This window comes from Pseudomonas sp. LBUM1647 (genome assembly GCF_059716175.1).
The window spans coordinates 6,087,923-6,106,766 of the sequence record NZ_CP166809.1; the positions used below are offsets into that span (position 1 = coordinate 6,087,923).

The 18,844-nt window shown below is 54.1% G+C and carries 12 protein-coding genes and 1 pseudogene; 2 read left to right on the plus strand and 11 right to left on the minus strand.

From position 1 onward, the window contains the following. The first annotated feature begins 9 nt into the window (after positions 1-9). On the plus strand, positions 10-1,230 hold the full coding sequence (locus ACA059_RS28155; RefSeq protein WP_497631773.1) for a DNA cytosine methyltransferase: 1,221 nt from the start codon (positions 10-12) through the stop codon (positions 1,228-1,230). Between the two features lie 192 nt (positions 1,231-1,422). On the opposite strand, the gene ACA059_RS28160 is transcribed toward ACA059_RS28155, so the two are convergent. The 3 genes from ACA059_RS28160 to ACA059_RS28170 form a co-directional block, all read right to left on the minus strand. After that, positions 1,423-1,728 (minus strand): hypothetical protein, encoded by a 306-nt coding sequence (locus ACA059_RS28160; protein WP_448210300.1) that lies wholly within the window; start codon positions 1,726-1,728, stop codon positions 1,423-1,425. A 276-nt stretch (positions 1,729-2,004) separates the two neighbouring features. Further along, positions 2,005-4,218 (minus strand): S8 family peptidase, encoded by a 2,214-nt coding sequence (locus ACA059_RS28165; protein ID WP_497631774.1) that lies wholly within the window; start codon positions 4,216-4,218, stop codon positions 2,005-2,007. A gap of 1 nt (position 4,219) precedes the next feature. Further along, positions 4,220-5,347 (minus strand): AAA family ATPase, encoded by a 1,128-nt coding sequence (locus ACA059_RS28170; RefSeq protein ID WP_448210302.1) that lies wholly within the window; start codon positions 5,345-5,347, stop codon positions 4,220-4,222. A gap of 345 nt (positions 5,348-5,692) precedes the next feature. Between ACA059_RS28170 and ACA059_RS28175 the strand changes: the two genes are divergently transcribed. Beyond that, positions 5,693-6,319 (plus strand): hypothetical protein, encoded by a 627-nt coding sequence (locus tag ACA059_RS28175; RefSeq protein WP_497631775.1) that lies wholly within the window; start codon positions 5,693-5,695, stop codon positions 6,317-6,319. A 1,022-nt stretch (positions 6,320-7,341) separates the two neighbouring features. Here the strand turns inward: ACA059_RS28175 and ACA059_RS28180 are convergent. The 8 genes and pseudogenes from ACA059_RS28180 to ACA059_RS28215 form a co-directional block, all read right to left on the minus strand. Beyond that, the gene (locus ACA059_RS28180; RefSeq protein WP_497631776.1) at positions 7,342-8,517 is read right to left on the minus strand and encodes an FkbM family methyltransferase; all 1,176 of its coding nucleotides are present in this window, start codon (positions 8,515-8,517) and stop codon (positions 7,342-7,344) included. Between the two features lie 139 nt (positions 8,518-8,656). Beyond that, positions 8,657-8,767: pseudogene (locus tag ACA059_RS28185) on the minus strand (type II toxin-antitoxin system RelE family toxin); the annotation flags it as partial. Positions 8,768-8,778: 11 nt separating this feature from the next. Further along, positions 8,779-9,486 carry a hypothetical protein gene (locus ACA059_RS28190; protein WP_497631777.1) on the minus strand — a complete coding sequence of 236 codons (708 nt, stop codon included), beginning with the start codon at positions 9,484-9,486 and terminating at the stop codon, positions 8,779-8,781. Further along, positions 9,483-10,298, minus strand: coding sequence for a YfaP family protein (locus tag ACA059_RS28195; protein ID WP_497631778.1), 816 nt, complete (start codon positions 10,296-10,298; stop codon positions 9,483-9,485). The genes ACA059_RS28190 and ACA059_RS28195 overlap by 4 nt, the downstream gene beginning before the upstream one ends. A 3-nt stretch (positions 10,299-10,301) precedes the next feature. Further along, positions 10,302-11,921 carry a DUF2300 domain-containing protein gene (locus ACA059_RS28200; RefSeq protein WP_497631779.1) on the minus strand — a complete coding sequence of 540 codons (1,620 nt, stop codon included), beginning with the start codon at positions 11,919-11,921 and terminating at the stop codon, positions 10,302-10,304. 1 nt (position 11,922) lies between these two features. Beyond that, positions 11,923-16,488: an alpha-2-macroglobulin family protein gene (locus tag ACA059_RS28205; RefSeq protein WP_497634743.1), complete on the minus strand. Its 4,566-nt coding sequence runs from the start codon at positions 16,486-16,488 to the stop codon at positions 11,923-11,925. Next, positions 16,485-17,135: a DUF1175 domain-containing protein gene (locus ACA059_RS28210; protein WP_497631780.1), complete on the minus strand. Its 651-nt coding sequence runs from the start codon at positions 17,133-17,135 to the stop codon at positions 16,485-16,487. Before ACA059_RS28210 ends, ACA059_RS28205 begins: the two co-directional genes overlap by 4 nt. After that, complete coding sequence (locus ACA059_RS28215) at positions 17,120-18,832, minus strand: DUF2138 domain-containing protein (RefSeq protein ID WP_497631781.1); 1,713 nt, start codon at positions 18,830-18,832, stop codon at positions 17,120-17,122. The genes ACA059_RS28210 and ACA059_RS28215 overlap by 16 nt, the downstream gene beginning before the upstream one ends. Positions 18,833-18,844 lie beyond the last annotated feature (12 nt).

Genomic DNA, 18,844 nt, shown 5'->3' on the forward strand with positions numbered 1-18,844 from the left:
TACCCTCCCATGCTCAAGACAATTAGCCTCTACACCGGGGCCGGCGGCTTAGATCTAGGTCTTGAAGCTGCCGGCTTCGAAACATCCGTTGCGATAGAATTTGATAAATGGGCATGCACAACCCTTCGCCATAACCGGCCGCAATGGAATGTCGTACATGACGATATTCACCTTGTGAGTAGTGACCAAATACGATCCACAGGTGGCTTTCTAAAATCTGACGCTGATTTATTAATCGGCGGCCCGCCGTGTCAACCATTTTCAAAAGCTGCATATTGGTCTAAAGGTGATACAAAGCGTCTGGATGATCCTCGGGCAGATACCCTTACAGCATACCTTCGGGTTTTGAGAGACTTAAAGCCCAAAGCCTTCCTTATGGAGAATGTCTTCGGCATTACTTACAAAGGCAAAGATGAAGCAATTTCTCTGTTAAAAAACATAATTAAGAATATCAATTCTGAGGAAGGAACCAACTACAACTTTAATCTCGGCGTGATAAACGCAGCGGATTTCGGTGTACCACAAGTTCGTGAGCGGGTGTTCATTATAGGCTCCCGGGACGGGCAACCATTTAATTTCCCTGCACCTACACATAGAGATCCTGAGGCGCAGGACCTAGACTTATTCCCCAGAGAAGTATGGCGTACCGCCTGGGATGCAATAGGCGACCTTGAGCATCTATCTCACCCTGATCTAGCCGCGACCGGAAAATGGGGCGATCTGCTGTGTAGTGTACCGGAAGGGAAGAACTATCTTCACCACACAAACAGAGGAGAAGGATTGCCGTTATTTGGATGGAGAACACGTTACTGGAGCTTCCTGTTGAAGTTAGCTAAAGACAAGCCGTCATGGACAATCCAAGCTCAACCCGGTAGCGCTATAGGCCCTTTTCACTGGAAGAATAGGCGTCTTTCATCTCGAGAGATGTGTAGGCTACAGACGTTCCCTGATGATTACGAAATTCTAGGAGGACGAACTGAGGTTCAGCGCCAAATAGGTAACGCCGTGCCAAGCTTAATTGGAGAAATTCTTGGACGTGAAATTCGACGGCAGTTTTTCAAGCAACCTATTGTCACAGCACCAAAACTACTTCAATGCGTAAATAAAAAGCCTTACTCAGCGTACCCTATCGGCCCGGTGGACCAGAAATACTTGGATCTCATAGGAGAGTATCAAGATCATCCGGGAACAGGCAAAGGCCCCATGTCATTACTTGCATCAAGCAACTGACACATGAAAACTATAAAAATTAAGCATATATCTTCTCTGCGTTACTGGCACCACTAGTTGATAATGCAGCTAAGAAAACACGTAACAGTTAAACCTTCTAAAAATGTAATGGAGCGATGGCTGTTTCTATCGCACGTGGAACAAGCTATAAAGAAAAAGGGCCTTAAAAAGGCCCTTTTTTGTTCAACATAATTAAGCACCCGCCCCTGGATCAATCACTTTATTCGGAATGCGCTCTGCCATAGAGCGAAAAACCAAGGGTGCGGTGACTCCAACATTCAGAGCTAGTAAAGGAGTTAACGTAGTATTGGACTCTATATAGACGTAGGCTAAGAAACCACCTATCAAAGGCAAAACCAAGAAAGGAACCCAATACACAAACTCTTTTAAATTTGGGCGTTGAGTCACTGGCAACTTGTGAATTTCGGCCAGCTCTAATGATTTAACCGCTAGCGCCCCTACAAAAGCACAAACAACGGGAAAAGATACAAAATCCATTTAGTCCGCCCTATTACGTAGTGCCGACCCTAAGCGAGACAAAGTGCTTGAGTTTTTTCTACGTTTTTCCCTAGTAGAATACAGCGCTTCCCCTGCCGGACTAAACGAAGATGACTGCACAATCTCCGATGCATTTTTTTCTATAATACTTAGCACCTTTGATGCATCTAATCCAGTAGCTGTACTTAGCCCCTTTATAGTCCGCCACTCATAATGACTATCGTTAAGAGCGCCGATGACTTTTTCTTCTTCTCTATTCATTTTTCGACCTCAAAATCAGACGCCAAGCGCAATCGGGATTTCAATTTTAGGCTGAATCGCTACTAGACTACTAAGATACTTCGCTTGAACCTTTTCGTACAAATCAGGAATACGGTTTGACTTGACGGTAACAACCAAGGCGTAGGACAACTTTCCTGCGCGTACAGGAGTTACGCTATTTCCTGGTTCTCTCGCAATATAGTGAATATCAAAAACTGGATCAACAAGAGAGCTACCCCTCTTTTTCACCGTATTACTACGAACAGTATCCCACTTATGCGCATCAGTTCTCAGTTCCTGCTCATTACTTTTTTCGTGACGGCCAAAAAAAGAAGCCGTATCGGGATAAAGCTTATCTTTCTTAAACTTATTTTTGTTCGGTCTGAATTTAACATCCAAACCGGCCCTGGTATACTCGCCAGGCATATGTGGATCTGTAGAGCAACTATAACAAAAAGTAGCCTTTATAGTAAAATCTCCTGCAAGGACCTCGTCTGGCATTGGTATAGGCGCCCTCAAAACTTTACCGGGCTCTAACTTGCCAGTATAAAGGACTTTAATTTCTCCATCCTCACAAGTAACAATGCTTCGGATATCTGGATTAACAATTCCCCAGCCTACTTCCTCACGGGCATGACCATTGTCATCTGCGGAATGAATTAATAGTGCCCTGATAGCAGGCGTGGTCAGAGCATTTCCAAAATAAGCTCTAAGCCCAGCAGCAATACGCATGACAGCCGGAGTGGCGAAACTAGTGCCACGATCTTCAGCAATCACTGGACCGGGGAACAAAAACTTAAACTTATTACTATCAACGCCGCCAAAAGCCAACATGTCGGGCTTTATCAAGCCAGGGCTTCTTCCTGGTCCAATCGAACTATAAGGTGCTCTACACCACCCATCATGAAATCCATCGCTGGCCCCAATGGCTAGGGCATTAACTGAGTCACTCGGCACCTGAATTCTAGATTCCGGCCACCCCCTGTCACCGTCATTCCCAACAGCCACAGCTGCCAAGATATCGCCTTCTCCTAAGTGATCATCAAGCATTGAAGTCCATGCAGTAACCTCATCATCACCGGCGACTTGATATGGACCAATGCTAAAAGAAACTAACGGATAGTTAGTTTGAGAGAGCACATTATCTACATACAGCATTACGTCATAAAGACTATCATCCGCAATTAAGTCACCCAACACCCTGTAATGATCAACTTCAGCATACGGCCGTTCCAATGCTCCGGGCTGAACGTTACCAAACAAAAGCGCGGACGTAACTGCTTGACCATGATCTTGCAGCTCAGGGATTGCGTCGCCAATATTAAAACTTGAAGATGGCTCTATATTCTTTGCCCAGCGACCAAAGGGATGATCATCCGGCAAGCCCCCATCAAAAATAGCAACTTTAAAACTTTCATCCAGAGCCTTTTCGACCGGAATTGTAATTCTAGCCACACCACTTGACCGTACCAACTTAGGCTGACTAATTGTTCTTAGCTTAGGCATTTTCCTTATAGCGCGCACAAAGGAAAATTTAGCCAACTCTTTTACGGACTCTTCATCACCTTTCGCTGCTAAAAATAATAATCCGCGAGTTTGGTAAGAACGAGACATATCTAGTGAAATGTGACTTTTTTCAGCAAATTTTACAAAGTCAGATTCCCAGTCGAGATCGACGGCACTATCAAAATGGACTACAACTTCTAAATTATTTTCTTCCTTGTCAAATTCGCCTAGAAGCCTATCCTCTGCCCTAAAAACCTCTAAACGTTCTACCTTCACTATTTCTTTTGAAAGTTTTGAACCTTCCTCTATACCAGAAAGACTTTTCCTAAGCTTGGAAAAAGACTTGAACTCTCCCGCAACGTACAAAGTTGTCGATGCGACGCCCTCTTCCTTATCGCTACCACGTCCTGCATCAGGTTTGCTCTTCTGAGGCTTGCTACCAACAAGGCGAAGCGAAAAGGCGTTTAAAAGGTATTCAGGAAATCCAGACCTAGCAACATATTTAGGATGAAGAGTAAGTGCTGCGACAGCGTTACCATCCGCCAAGGCATCTTTAGGTATCTCTTTAAAATCCTTTTCCAATGTTTCGAGCATTGAATCCAAGCGTTCAACTTGCTCAGAGAGGCTATAGGGAGGCAATGAATTATCGAATCCCCCTTTATACGGAACGTGATCAGCTAACTTTTCTCCGCGCCCAAATAGAAACCGCTCTTTACCTTCCATGTTAAGCTCCCGCAGTCATTGCTGCTCGTAATGTATCACGTGAAACGCCAGTTATCTTACTTGCCGTCCTCTGCGATGCTTTCCCTTTAGTCACTAGAAGCAACGCTAAACTTTTTCTTCTAGCACGATCTTCCGCTGGACATTGGCGCTCTAGAAGGAAGCGCAAATACTCTAACCCGCCACTTTCCCCTTCGAGAACGAGCGCTTTACGTAAGTTATTTATCTCACGTTGAAAATCACTAAACGACGTCCCGTCCATCAAGGAAGCAATAAAATATATCCAAGCTTTTGGAACATCACCACTGGAACTCAGCCCCAAGCCAACTCTCACCAAGTCGTCTATCCCAGGACGTTTAAACTCAATCACTTGGTCAAAACGCCTCTGCACCGCAGGATCTAACAAGTGATAGTGATTCGTGGCGGCTATCAATAGATTACTACCTTGCCATTGATCTAACTCTTGTAGCATCACAGTAACCAACCGTTTGACTTCACCTATGTCAGATGAGTCATCTCTCTTTTTTGCGATAGCATCCATTTCATCCAAAAGCAAAACACAGGGTCTACTTCTGGCGTAAGAGAGAGCTTTCCTTAAATTATTACCTGTTCTACCAAGATAGCTGCTAACGACTGTAGCCAAATCCAATGTCAGCAACGGGACCTTGAGTTTCTGAGCTAAATATTTCGCACATACTGTTTTACCAACTCCAGGAGGACCTGTGAATAGTATTTTGCTAGTTGGACTTATTCCAGCATCCAACAACCTCTTCGCATTTTTACTCTCAGACAAGACAAGATTCAAAGGTCCTTTAATCTCATCTGAACTAACAAAACCATTTGGTAGTTTTATTGGATCCTCGACCGATAGCAATTCGCTGTTTGACTCCGAATCGGTCGGAACAGGCGAAGATATTCCAGCATCCTTAACTCTTCGGATGCTAGATGCGCTGCCCTCATCGAACTTCTGTGAAAAGACCTCTTTATGTATCAGGTCTGCAAGAGGATCCCCAGACTCCCTCAAAGCTCGAATAAGTCGGAGGGTCTGTATGCGAACCTTCTCACCGTCGCCGACCGCTCCAACCTTCGTGATCTGGACTAATTTCTCTATAAGCGCTCTAGAATCGTCCATTGCACACGTAACCTATTGATTTTTAATAAATTTAAAGTGGACTAGGCGCATTATCCCACTTGACGTAGAAAGCGGCAAGGTATAAGCAGAAAGCAGCCGACGAAAGGCTGTATAAAAAAACAGTATCAGAAAATTCCGTGGCAATTGCCTCGATTCAGTCTGCATAACCATGTAGGCACAATCCGCCTGCCTCGGACGATCACCATGAATGGGGACATGCTTGCCGCCCAAAACAGATACCCATTTCAGTCACAGTGGATGGCTGACATGCAGGGGCATGTGATGACAGTTGGCTAAGACAGGCTAGGCTGGGACTGAACCACAACGAACTAGGAAGTCACCACAATGACTGAGTCAATCGATGGATTGCTCGATGCGGGCCCGCTAGAAAACTCTAAATTCCCCTCTGATTTTTCTGGGCAACCGCTATTTATCCGGGGAGATGATTGGCATAACAACGCAATGCTGGGTTGGACCCACTTTCCCTTGGACCTATACGCAGCGGGTTACAAAGACGCGGCTGATGGACTGCTGTTTGCTCTAGCAGAGCGGAAAGTCAGCCTAGACAGCGTCATCTATCCGTTGGTTTTTTTGTATCGGCAAGGCATTGAGCTTGAACTCAAATTGATGGTTCCCCTAGCCCGTCGGCTAGCAGAAAAACCAGAAAAACTCGATCACAGCCATGGCTTGATGCCACTCTGGGGTGAGCTACGGGAACTCCTTGAAAAACTCGATCCACGCAAAGATGACAAAGAACTGCCGGCGATGGAGAGCTTCATCCAGCAGCTGGATGAAATCGATCCGGCCTCTTATGCTTTCCGCTATCCGACGACAAAAAAGGGAGCGGCGTCGCTACCGGATCTGCAATACGTGAACGTGCGCCACCTCAGCGAGATCATGAATAGCGTTTTCAAAATGTTGTCGGGAATTCACTCATTGCTGGGGGAAATGGAACAACATGACAATTACTGAGCGAGTAAGCAGTTCGCTCATTGCTTACCAGGGTGCCCCCCAGGCTAATCCTACGATAGGTTAATGATTGTGAAATCTCTAATGGACTCGGCATCCGAACAGGAGCCAAAGACTCACGAACATTAAAAATGGGGGGACAAATGGGGGGTCAGCTGTAAATCCACTAATAGAACCCAGCAAAATAAGGCAAAAACCAAAAAATGAAGCCGCCCACAAGCCGGCTTTTTAATTCAATATCCAACTGAAATATAAGACATTTTTTATCGCCTGTCCGATCAGCCCATACCTCAGCCCATACGCGCATTGAAGCAACAGATTTTGTAGCAAAGACGCTTGCTGATATCTGAAGCAAAGCTGCTTGCCGCAAAAGGGCAGTCGAGAGGAGATAGGAGTGCGGCTCGATAGTCTGTAGCGCCTTTCGGTTGCGAAGAGTTACTCGGCACCGAGAAGCTAGGAGAGGTGTCGCTGCGCAGAGATTAGCTAGCTTCTACTTCAATCCCTTTGTAGCTGAAGCTGCAATCCCAGCGACCTTGAGGCGACACCGCGAAGCAATCTGAACCGAGCTTAAGTTCGAGATTTTTGAATATATGCCAATCTTTTTTATTTGAAGATTTTGGTGTCCCGTAAAGAACACCGTAGGTAAATACCACTTGCGACAGATGTACCCGACACCTATAAAGCGGATCCACGGTGTACTGTCGCTTAACTCCTAAGTTAAGCGACATTTCCGTGTTGATTTAATATCATTGAATTAACCCGATTTTACCGGAGTGATGAGATTACTTCACAAAATCCCCGACTAGGCTTGTCGTGACAAGGATCTGAACGGAGTCCCTGTCAATCCGATACGCACCACGCTCGAACATGCGCCAGTAAAATGAGTTGAACCATGTCCACAACCAGTAAATGATAACAGTGCTTCGTCAACCCCATCAGAACCCACGGTTTACCGAAGAGCTCCTTGCTTTCCAAGTCAAACCATTTCTGGGAGGTATAACGCTGCGCAGGAAACTCTGGTTTGATTATGAGAGAACCTGTGCATAAAGGATGGAGTCATAATAGTAAAAGTAATGGTGACGCAAACGCAGTTGGTATTCAGGCTCCATGTCCAACACCAAATCTACAATATCAAGCAAGTCATCGGCGAAGTGATACCCCGTGACAGCCAAACGCGGCTTGTGGCTCTGAATCAGTTTGCGTGCACCTCGCAATACGCTGGTCTCGTGCCCTTCAACATCCATTTTGATAAAGGTTGCATAATCGACCACTTCATCGAGCGGTAACGCTTGAATATGAGTGTTACCGTCTGAATCCAATCGGCTACCCATCGTGCCTGTTTGGGAGAAACGCATGGTGGAGCGTGCATCGGATAGTGCGATATTGTGCGCTTGGAAGTTTGGCAGCTTCGCGGAATAATTTTTTTCGAGGGCAGCATAATTTTCAATATCAGGCTCGAAGGCGTGGATGGCGGCATACTGCCAGCGCGTGGCAGAAATGAACTTGCGGACTGTCGTTCCGACATGAGCTCCAATGTCACACAACACTTCCTGCTCACCTAGTTTAAAGGTGTCGGTGCTGCCGCCAGGGTAGGACGCGAAGTACTCGTCTTCAGGACTGCACAATACGGGCAATAAGGCATTGCGATCAAAGTTCAATCTCAACGTCAACATGGCCAGTAAGGTCTTGATACTGAGCGGGTCTGCCAAACGTCGCGCCAGTTTACGATAGTCATCGGCTCGGGCAATAGTTTGAGCGCGCATAGTGCTGGCGGTTTGGTAAACTACCGGCACCTCGAACACGTCCATAACCGGAATCATATCCAGTTCCGCCATCTGTGCACGCGCTGAAACCTGAGAGAAGTAACCATGTACAAACGGCGCACTCGACATATTGACAGAAACAGCCGCATTCTGACCGTATGCTTGGGAAACGAACGCGTCTGAGCTCAGCACGGGCCATTCTTGCCAGTGATCGCCCTGCGCTGCGTAGTGATCATCGACAAGAAAAACCCGCTTACCCTGCTCGGTCAGACGGCGAGCCAGGATCGGCGCGTAGATCACGCCCATAATAGAGCTAGGGGCAAGCAGATAAACATGGTCGGCAGACGCCAGCAGCGTTTGCGCACGCGAGGGAGGTGCAGAAGCCAGCAAAGCGCTGAAGTCATGTTCGAATTGAAGAAGGGTAGAGTCGAGATTCATATTATTTATTTACACCCAAGAGAAAGTTTGCATCAGATTCGGTCGGCCAATTGTTCCACACGTCTGCATCCCCACAATAAAAAGTCTTTCTACAGAAATATTTACTTCCTGTCGCCTAAAATGAACGACGCGCTAATACTGGATTTTCCAGGATATCAGCCAGTTTTTTCTTGAATTGCTGCCGGATGGTATCGCCCAGCTTTTGCCATTCCTTCAGCGCACGCTGATCAAACTCAAGGCTATAGGTCATTCAGCGTTACCTTAACGCGCGGAGGTGGCTTTCCAGTTGTAAATGGACACTCTGGCTGCCTCATCTGTGATCGCGATGTGTCGACGTAACACCTCGACGTTAACTTCCATACTTTCATCCGTGGAGCACAGGGACTCGATCGCGCCGGTTAAGCTGCCAAAGGCAATTGGTTGCAAAGCAAATAGGCTCTGCCGACGATGCCAGTGCTGCTGCTGAGCGAAAAAACGCGCCAGCGAGCCATAGAAGTATTTTGGGTAGGTCGCCCCATGCCGCATGTTTAGCTCTGCCTGGATCACCGATGGGTCGACGGGTTTGCTGTGGTGCAGCAATACCGCGTTGATGGCCTGGCGCATGGCATCCAGATCGACGTTTTCGTAGCCAAGCTCCGGTGTGGTGTAGAGCATTCGGTCAATTTGCACGAGCTGGTTGGTGAGGGTCAATTCGTTGATGTAAAGCTTAGCGTGACGCAGGCTGCGGCTTTTCAACAGTTGCGCCAGCTCGTTCGTGGTCATGGGCGCCCGCCCGCGCTGCAGCGCTTGCAGAATCACACTTTTCTGCGAGTACAACTCGAACTCAGGGTTTAGGCTGATCGAGTCAGTTTGCGATTTGCCGTTGAAGTAGATGCCATGAGCTTCGCCATGCATCTTTACCATGCAATCGGGCAGCAAGCTGCTGCCCGATTTAATAGTCGCAGCACTGCTACGACGATTCGCCCTCACGGATAACTAAACCCCTTAACCAACGTCAACTCCCCCACCGCCCGCATCGGCACCAGGAACGTCTCCATCTTCTCGTTCGGCGTCCCCTCCTCTGTAATCACCGTCACCTGCGCCGTCGTCAGCGGCTGAACCGCCTCCTCCTGCCCCTCATCATCACTGCGATACCCGCCCCCAAAGTAGTTCACATAGATGAGGTATTGGCCTTTGATCGGCGCCGGCATAGCAAAGATTTCCGGCCCATATCCTGTCGTCACGTCAACATCGAGCGCAGCACCATTGGGAACAACGCGATCGCCGTACCAGATGTGGGCGCCGTCGGGGGTGATGAGGTGCAAGTCGAGATCGGTGCCGTCGCTGTCCCAGGCCAGCAGCACCCGCAATTTCGCCGGCGTTGCCCCGCCGCTGGCGTTCAGGAACTGCGTGCGATGCCGTTGCTGGCCATCGGGGCTGCGGACTTCGACGCTGTTGCTGCCGTTGGGGAATGAGAACGGGCGATCAAAGCGCCCGGCTGGGTCGATTTTCAGTGGCATGCTGACGCCGTTGACGATCAATCTGCCGGGTTCGTTGCTCTTGGGTGTGGCGTTGATCTGACCGGTGATGCGTGCAGTGTTGGCCTGCCCCACCGGGGTGTTCACCGAGGAGGCCGGGTAGTTGACGATCTGGCGAAAGTTTTCGCCTTCGCCTTCAGGCGCGCCAGTGCGCCAGCCGCCAACGGGTGTGTCGAGTTTGGCGGCGCTTTCGGCGGCGAACGTCGTCGGCCATACGCAAAAGGAGCAGAGGAACAGGAAGACCTGTGGATAACGGAGTTTCATGGCCTATTCCAGCAAGAGGTGGCGGGCGAGCCCTTCGATGTAGGTTTCATCCTGGCCGTTAGGGTGTGCTTCGAAGGCCAGGTGCAGGTATTCGTGGGTCAGGTCGAGGCGGTCTTGCAGCGACAACACGCCGCGCACGTAGATGCGCTGGCGTTCGCGGTCGACATAGGGGCGGCCGAAGGCCAGGCGGCAGACGGCGAAGGTGCTGACTTCGTTGTAGCCAACCTCGTTTTCCAACCGCGGACGCCAGCCGCGGCGTTGGTTCAGCAGCCAGTCTTGCGCGGCGGGGAGCGCTTCGCAGGAAGCGACTGGATTGTCCCAGCGGCTGAGGCTCGCGCGGGGGTAGGCGTGGAGCAGGATGGCGTCGTAGCGTTGGCCGGCGTTGGCTTGTTCGACGGCTTGCTGCCAGGAGAGCTTGTCCGGGCCGGGCTGGTCGGAGTGGTAGGTGACGGTGCTGCCGGCGAGGACCAGGTCGCTGGTCCAGGCGGCGATGTGGCGTGATTCGGCGGTGGCTGGACGTGGGGCGACGCGTTGCCGGCTGCTGCTGTCGTCGATGCTCAGGCAGTCGCCGTTGCGGGTGGCGTTTTGCAGCAGATACGTGCGGATGGCGATGGCCAAAGCTTTGGCGGCTTCGGCGGGTTCGGGTCTGGCTTCGCGTTGCAGGACGCGGGCGACGTATTCTTCGCGGTCCAGACGGGCGATCAGTGTGTCTTTCAGCAAAAACAGTTCGCCGTCGCTGTGGATATCGAGTTGGTTGCCGTTGGTGAATTCGACGCGGTAATCGCCCAGCAAGGGCCCGGACTCAACAACACGATCCCCCGCCAGAACGCGCCCGATGGGATAGCGTGAAAACAGCCCCACCTCGACACACCGTCCCGCATCCAAAGGCCAATCCACCGGCAACACCGAAGCCAACGCCCCACCGTAGTGACGCAAGACCATTTGACTGGTCCCACGCCCACCCGCCCAAACCGGCGTGCCATCCACTGTCCACCCGGCAAAACCACCCTGACGCGACGAAGGGTCCTTATCCCCCAACCAGCTCCAGGTTTTCACCCGCAACCGGCCACCGAGTTCGCCCACGACATTGCCGTCAGCCGCATTCAACACCACATCCAGCAACACCCGCCGCGCTTGATCCTGCGCCGGCATCACGGCCAGCATTCGCAGCAACTCAGTCACTGAAACTCGCGTGGAAGGCTGCAACGAAGCCACATCCAGCAACCACTCCGGTGCCTGCCGCGCCTGCCAATACGTGCGCCAGTCAGCGCCAGCAATGCCCAACCGCTGCGGCGCAAAGTACAACCCGCACGACTTCACCAAGGCCTGATCGCGCTCAATCTTGCCGCCCGCCGTGCAGCAGTAAACTTCGTCTTTCGATTGACCGCGACATTCGTAAGCCGGCTCATGGGCATTGGTATCCAACAGCCAGCCGTACACAAACAACTTCCACACACTGCCCAACGGCGTCTGCACATCAGCAGGCAACGGCTCGCGCGCGATCACCTGAGTCCGGCTCAAGGACAGTAACTCACCTTTAAAAGCCAGCCGCAGCGGCTCCTCCTGCGCTGTCGCCAGCGCAGGGATCAAGCACAGCAGCCACCAGACCAGAGGTCGGGTCATGTCAGTTGACCGTGACCTGGCCGAGGGCCGGTTTTTGCTCTTGCGCCTGATGTTGTGGCGCATAGACCTGAGTGAAACGCACCGGAGGCAGGTTGAACTGGCCCTTCTGCGAGAAGCGCACCAAATGACGCAGACGCAATTCACCACTCAAGGCATCAACCGGAATCGCGTAAGCCATTTGCCCCGGCTCGAAACGCGCTTTCTCCAACGCGGACGGTTCGGTGCCAGTCTTGCCCATGAGCTTGATGCCCCACGTGGTGCGCTCGACATCGGCGCCCGGAGGTAGCGGCACTTCGAGCATGCCGTAGCGCAGCGGTTTGGCGGCTTTGCTGGTGATGATCACTTCGTCCAGATACAGGCTGTCGCTGGACAACGGCTTGGTACCGACCGCCTCCAGTTTGAAAGTGAAGGCTTCGTCGCCCGGCACCAGACGCGACAGGCGACGGGTGATGGTCACGGCCATCGGATCAACCAGCGGTTGTTTGGTCTGGAAGCTCAAAGCCGCTCGCAACGGACGCTCTTGCGCACCGGTCAGCGACAGCACCGCAGGCACTGGCGCAGCACCCTGCCACGTCCAATAAGTCTCACCGGTATCACCATATTTTTTCTTCCAGCCTTCACCCGGAGCCAGTAAGAGGGTGGGCGATGCCTGCTCGATGCTGCGTTGCAACCAGGTCAGCGCCAGCGCACGTTCCAGGGTCGATTGCTGTGGCAGCAGACGTTGCAACAACGCTTGCGCGTGAGCCTGATCGAAGGCTTGCAACGACAGGTTCAAGGCTTCGGCAAACGGCTGCGAACTGACTGCCAATCGTTGTTGCGCGTCTGGCAATTGACGATTGAATGCGTCCGGCAGAGTCACCTTCGATTGCTTCGCCAAAGAGGCCGTCAACACACGCGCCGCCGCCAGACCCAACGCCGAATCCGGATCGCTCATGACGATGCTGTCTTCGCCATCGTCCATCAGGTTCGCCGCATTGCCCTCACCCGCTTTCGACAGATCATCCATCAAACCGCTGAGCAAGGTGTTCACCGGCAATTGCATCTGCTTGGCGAACGACAGAATCAGCGCTCTCTGCAACAGCGGCGTGTTTTTGGCCTGCTTCGAATAGACCTCCAGCACCCGCTGCCAATGCTCCGGCGGCAGGCTCAGTTCCAAGGCTTTGCTGGCGTGCCAGTCGGCGTAATACGCGTAAGCCGTGAGGAATGCATCCGGCTCGCCGTCCATGCCCCACCAGGTGAAGCTCGCCGAAGGCCCGGCCATTTGCACCAGCCGCAAACGGCTGTTTTGCATGATCAGGCGCAAGCGATCGCGGATTTGCGGATTCGACGACAAGGTCGGATACGCGATGCTCAGCGGCAGCAAACGACTGGCCGTTTGTTCGACGCCGCCGTACGGATAACCCAACAGATCGTCGAGTGCCGAGCGGAACAGCGCTTGCGGACTGTCATCCAGACGCAGGCGAATATCCGTCGCGTCCGCTGGCAAGGTCAGCGGCGTATCACCGCTGGCCACGTCCAGGCTTTGACTTTGGGTCACTTGCCAGCCTTCGCCGGTCGCGGTCAGTCGCACAGCCAAGGCATCAGCCGTTTTACCGTCCTGCACCAGCTCAGCCGTCCACTCGCCACTGGCCAACGCGAACGCTGGCAGCGCGATGTAGTTGATGCCGTTATTCAGCGTCACGGGGACGCGTTGTTCGGTACCGCCGAAATGAATCACCAACTCAGCCTTGACCGGTTTCTCGGCCTGGCTGAAAGCGAACACGCCGAGATCCGGTTTGTCGCCTGTGCGGAATTTGGTCGGGCCGCTCCACTTCAGGTACAGCGGCTTTTCCGAGCGCACGAATTGCTTTTTCTGCCCGACCTGACCGTCATCGGCGATGGCCCGGGCGGTGATGCGCCAGCGGGTCAGAGAGTCCGGCATCTTGAAGGTGAAACGGGTTTTGCCGTTGGCGTCGGTGATCAATTCCGGTTGCCATGCGGCGGTGTCGATATCTTCACGACGCGGCCGCTCCAGCACTTTCACTCCCCGCTCGCTGCGATTGGCTTTGCCCGGCGCGCCTGGGCTGCCCGGCAATGCCACGTCGTAGCTGATGAACGACAGACTGGCGCTGGTGCGCACGTTGTTGCGGCGCGGGTGGTAGAAAAACTGGTCGATGGTCGGCGCGACTTCCGGTTGCAGCGCATAGACCATTTCGTCGACCACGCTGACCGTCAGGTGCGCTGGAATTGGCTTGCCCGCGAACTGCGTGGTCAGGTCCACCGACACGGTATCGCCCGGCTGATACGCCTCTTTGTCCGTGGCAATCGCCACGTCGATCTGCGGCGCAACCACCTTGATGCCGGCGTTCTGGAAGCTGTACTGACCGCCCTTGGTGTAAAGCACCGAGAAGGTCAGGTTCGGCGCGAAATTATCCTTCACCGCAATCCGCGCGCGGTATTGGGTCTCGCTGAGTTTTTCCATCTTCAGCCAGTCGCCGCCCTTGGACAGCAGCGCTGTGGCCTCGACCTTGTCGCGCTCGAGCGACAGCAGTGCATCGATGATCGGCTCAGGGAACGTAATCAATGCGAGGGCTTCGTCACCGGCCTTGTATTCGGTTTTATCGAGGACGATTTCCACGGTGCCCGGCACGGCTTTGACACCGTCGCCAGTGACCGAATGACCGCTGGCACCCACCACGCGGCCATGGTCATCCTTCAACGTCAGGTTGTAAGTACCCGGACGGTCGAAGGCCAAGGTGAAGCCTTTGTCTTTCGCGGCGAGTTTGCCTTCGCCGGTGCTCTGGTCTTCCAGACGCACCCAGCTGTAGCTGCTCGGCGTGACCGCTTTGCTTTGTTCGCTGCCGCCTTCGTTCAAGTAGCTGAACGCAACCTTGTCGCCCACCGCGCTAAAACGCTGAGGCGCGCGCAGGCTGAAACTCGCCGCGCCGCGGTCGATGAGGATTTCCTTGGTGGTCTTGACCCGATACGCCGCGCCATCGCTGGCGAATACGGTGAGCATGTAGCGACTCGGCTTCTCGGCAGCCGGCAGATCCAGCGTCGCGTTGCCCTTAGAGTCGGTGGTCAGTTCGGTGCTGGTCAGTTCCACCGGGAATTGCCCGAGGTATTGCAGTTCGTTGTCGACCATCGACAGCTGTTGGGCGCGCAGGCTCAGGCTCAACTTGGCGTTGGCCACCGGTTTACCGTCCGGGTACAGCAGCACGAGGCTGCCCTTTACGGGTTCGCCGGTGCGGTAATCCTGCTTGGCCAGGTTCAGGGAAATCTCGAAGTGCGGCTTGATGTATTCGGCGACACGGAAGGCGCTGCTGTAGGCCTGATCCTTGTAGCTGAAACGCAGCTCATAACCGCCCGCGACCGCGTTGTCCGGCAACTGGAAACGGCCTTGAGTGCCCGCCTTGGAATCGAGTTTCAGCGCCAGCGATTGCAGCGCCGTGCCGGTGGCATCGAGCACGGTCACGTTGACGTCGGCTGCAGTCGGCAGCACAGAGTCGCGGGCGTTCTTGAACTCGCGACCGACGATCTTCAGCGACACCCAATCCCCCGGCCGATACAGCGGCCGGTCGGTGAAGGCATAGAGTTTGGTGTCGTAGATTTCGCTGTCGTAATAGAAGTTCTCGGAGACAAACACCCCGCCCTCTTCGTCCTCGCCGATCACGAACGAACGCTCCGGGCTGACGTGCTTCAGACGCAGCAAACCATCGGCATCGGTGGCGCCGCTGCTCATCACGCCGAGGCCATCGGTCCACAGCACATTCACCTTCGGCACCGAACTGCCTTCGTGTTTGCGCGCGGCCCACACCAGCAATTCATCACCGGCAATCTTGCTCACGGCGACGGTGTTGGAGACGAAGACCATGGTGGTCGCGCGGTACTTGCCGATCAGCGCTTCCACCAGGTACAGACCCGGTTTCAGATTGCCCAACGGGATGTACACGTTACCCGGTGCAACGCTGACGAACTCACTGGAAGATCCGGCCAGGTTCACGCCTTCAGGCGGCTGGATCGGTTTGGCTTGCCACAGCGGATAGCGGAATTGGCTGACCACCGGCAGACCCGGAATCAGCGCGAATTGCGGCTGAGCATCGTAGGGCGTTGGCGCGGCGATGGCGGCGCCCATCTTCAGTTCCGGCACTTCCTCGGTGACTTGCTTACGCGATTCGTAGGAGAACGCTCGCTGCATCACGCGACGGGATTTGCGGTACCAGTTGTCCCACAGGTACGCGAGGGTGTTCGACAGTCCTTCACCCTTGAATTGGCCATCGCTGACCACGCGGTGCAGGTTCTTCTGGCGCTTGAGGAAATCCAGCGGCTTGTCGATGCGGTACACGCGAATGTCGGCGCCGCCGTAAGGCTCCATGCGGAACCGACGATAATCGCGACCTGGCGCTTCGAGGCGAACCATCGCCTGTTCGTCGCTGGCAAAACTGCTGTCGGCCAGCAGGAAAAAGCTTTCACCGGCAACCGGCGTGTAGCCACTCGGCTCGACGGTGTCTTCGGCGTTGACCGCCGAAAAAGGCAGCACCAGGACCAACAGCAGAGGCAGAAAACGCAACATGCGGGCACCGATCATTGGGAGAGAAAATTCAGTCGATAGACGCCGATGAAGTTGGGGTTGGCTGCGTCGGGTATCCATCGGGTGTCCTTCCATGTCATGAGTTGCTGCAGGCTTGCGGAGCGCATGCCGTTGTCAGTCGGGGTGGTGGTGCCGGTGTGATAGGCGATGTAGCGGCCCATCCAGATCATCAGGTGCTGGTCGTCGCCCTGATCGAAAAACATCAAGTCGCCGGGCCGGGCCTGCGACACGTCGCGGCCCACCAGATGACTGTTGAACTGAATCAGTTTGATCGCGTTGACGTACGGCCCGACCTTGCCGCCGCCCTGCTGCCATTGCTGGGCCAGGCCGCGTTGCGCCTCGCTCAGTTGCAGCTCTGGCGGCAGGTAGCGGTTGGACAGGCCATTGCTGCGCAGCCATTTGTCGTCGTGGACTTTCAGCGCTTCGTTGGCGGCGAAACGGACCAGGCCCGCGCAGTCCTGCTGATACCAGCGCGGGCTCGGGCCTTGGGTCAGTTGTTCCTGGGCGATGCGCACGAACCAGGCGCGAAACACCTGGGATTGCTGCGGATCCAGCGGTGCGGCTTCAATGGCAAATGCGCGACTGCCCAGCAACATCGCCAGCAGGCCGAGGCCTCGGATAAGTGCGGTCACAGCGCTTTCCATTCCAGCGGCAGCCACTGCCAGTGGCCGTCGGGCTCGCTGCCTTCCGGCAAGGTCAGGGCGTATTTGCCGTAGCCGCCGAGCTTGCGCAGTTTCGGGATCAGGTAAGTCTGCGCGGCGTTGTAGAACACCGGCTCCATGTCCTGCGGCAGGCTGTCGAGGGTTTCCTGTCGCATCAATTGCGCCATGGAATCCGGGCCGAAGTAGACCGGCATCAGCAGGTCTTTCGGCACCACGTCGGCCATCGGCGGGAAGCGTTTGTCGAGGGTGCCGAGGGCTTTGTCCACGAGCTTGTCGTCGAGGGAAAACAGCAGCGTCGATCCGTGGCGCGCCAGACTGACTTTCATGAACGCCTTGCCGGTGATCGCGTCCGGTTGCTCGGCATCTTTGGCCTTGTAAGGGCCGAAGTTGGAGCTGACCTGACGCTGCCATTGGTGGGTTTGGCCTTCCTGTTTTTCTACGACCGGGAACGCGTGTTCTTCGACGTTGCCTTCGTAGGCACCGACCATTGATCCGAATAGATTGCCCAGGTCGCCGTCGAGTTTGGCGCTGTCGTCATCGTTCAGGCTGGCCACCAGCAACGGCGTGTACAACCGCGAATCGGCGTACCAGCACAGGCCAGCGGCACCGGCCATGTGTTCGGTCAGGGCCTGGGCCACCGACTCTTCGGCACCGAGTTTCACTAGTAGTGGTTTTTGTTGTTCGGCGGCGAGCGGCAAGGCGACACAGGCACTGGCGCCCATCGGCATGGCTTGCCAGATCGGTTTGAAATCGAAGTCGGGTTGGTCGTCCAGTTCGTCCATGGCCAAGAAGCTGTGCCAACCCTTGTCGTCCATGTCGAAACGCAGCCCGGCGAAGTTCGGGATGAAACGCTGATACCCCATGGCCAGGACGCTGGAATTCACCGAGAGGCGTTGTTTCACCTCGGGGGCACGCGGTGACAGGCCGAAAGCTTCGGGGAACAGTTTGTCGCCGTTAAGCAACGCGGCGATGGATTTGGTTGAGACGCTGCCCGGTTCTTCCGAAGGGCCACTTTCCGCGTCATAGAGTTTGGCCGGATTGGACAGCACCACCAGTTTGTCGCCATGGGAGGCGAACACCATTGCCTTGCTGGCGTTGTAGGTCAGTTGATAAAGCGCCACATCGTCGGCGCCGACTTTCACTGTGCCGACTGTGGTGAGCTGTGAATCATCCAACGCCACTTTCGCCAGCGGCTCCAGCACCTTGGCCAGACCACCGCGATCCATCACCAACAAAAAGTCTTTCAGGCGGCCATCCGCCCCACGCCACAGCGCCACATCCGCCGGTTGATCGAAGAGCTGTTCAATCAGGCTGTCCTGCAACTTCAGGTCATGTTCGTAAATGATCCGCCGCAGACTGCCGATCAAACCGAGACGATCCGCATGCGCTTCGTAATAGAAGACGAAATCTTCAGTCAGGGTTTCCTTGAGGAACGGCACCGCCAGCAAATCCTTGGGCAACTGGCTCAAGGAGTGGGTTTCGAGCAGACCGTCCGGCCGGCTCATGCCCAGTTTGTCGCTGGCCAATTCCGCCGGCGGCGCCTTGGGTTTGTGCATAAACCAGCCCAAACCGCCCGCCACGCCGGCCACCAGGCACAGCCCGACCAGCAGCGCCGGCCAGCGGCGAGGAGTTTTGGCTGCTGGCGTTTCGGCGGCCGGAGAAACAGTGTTATCGCTCATGTTCACAAAACC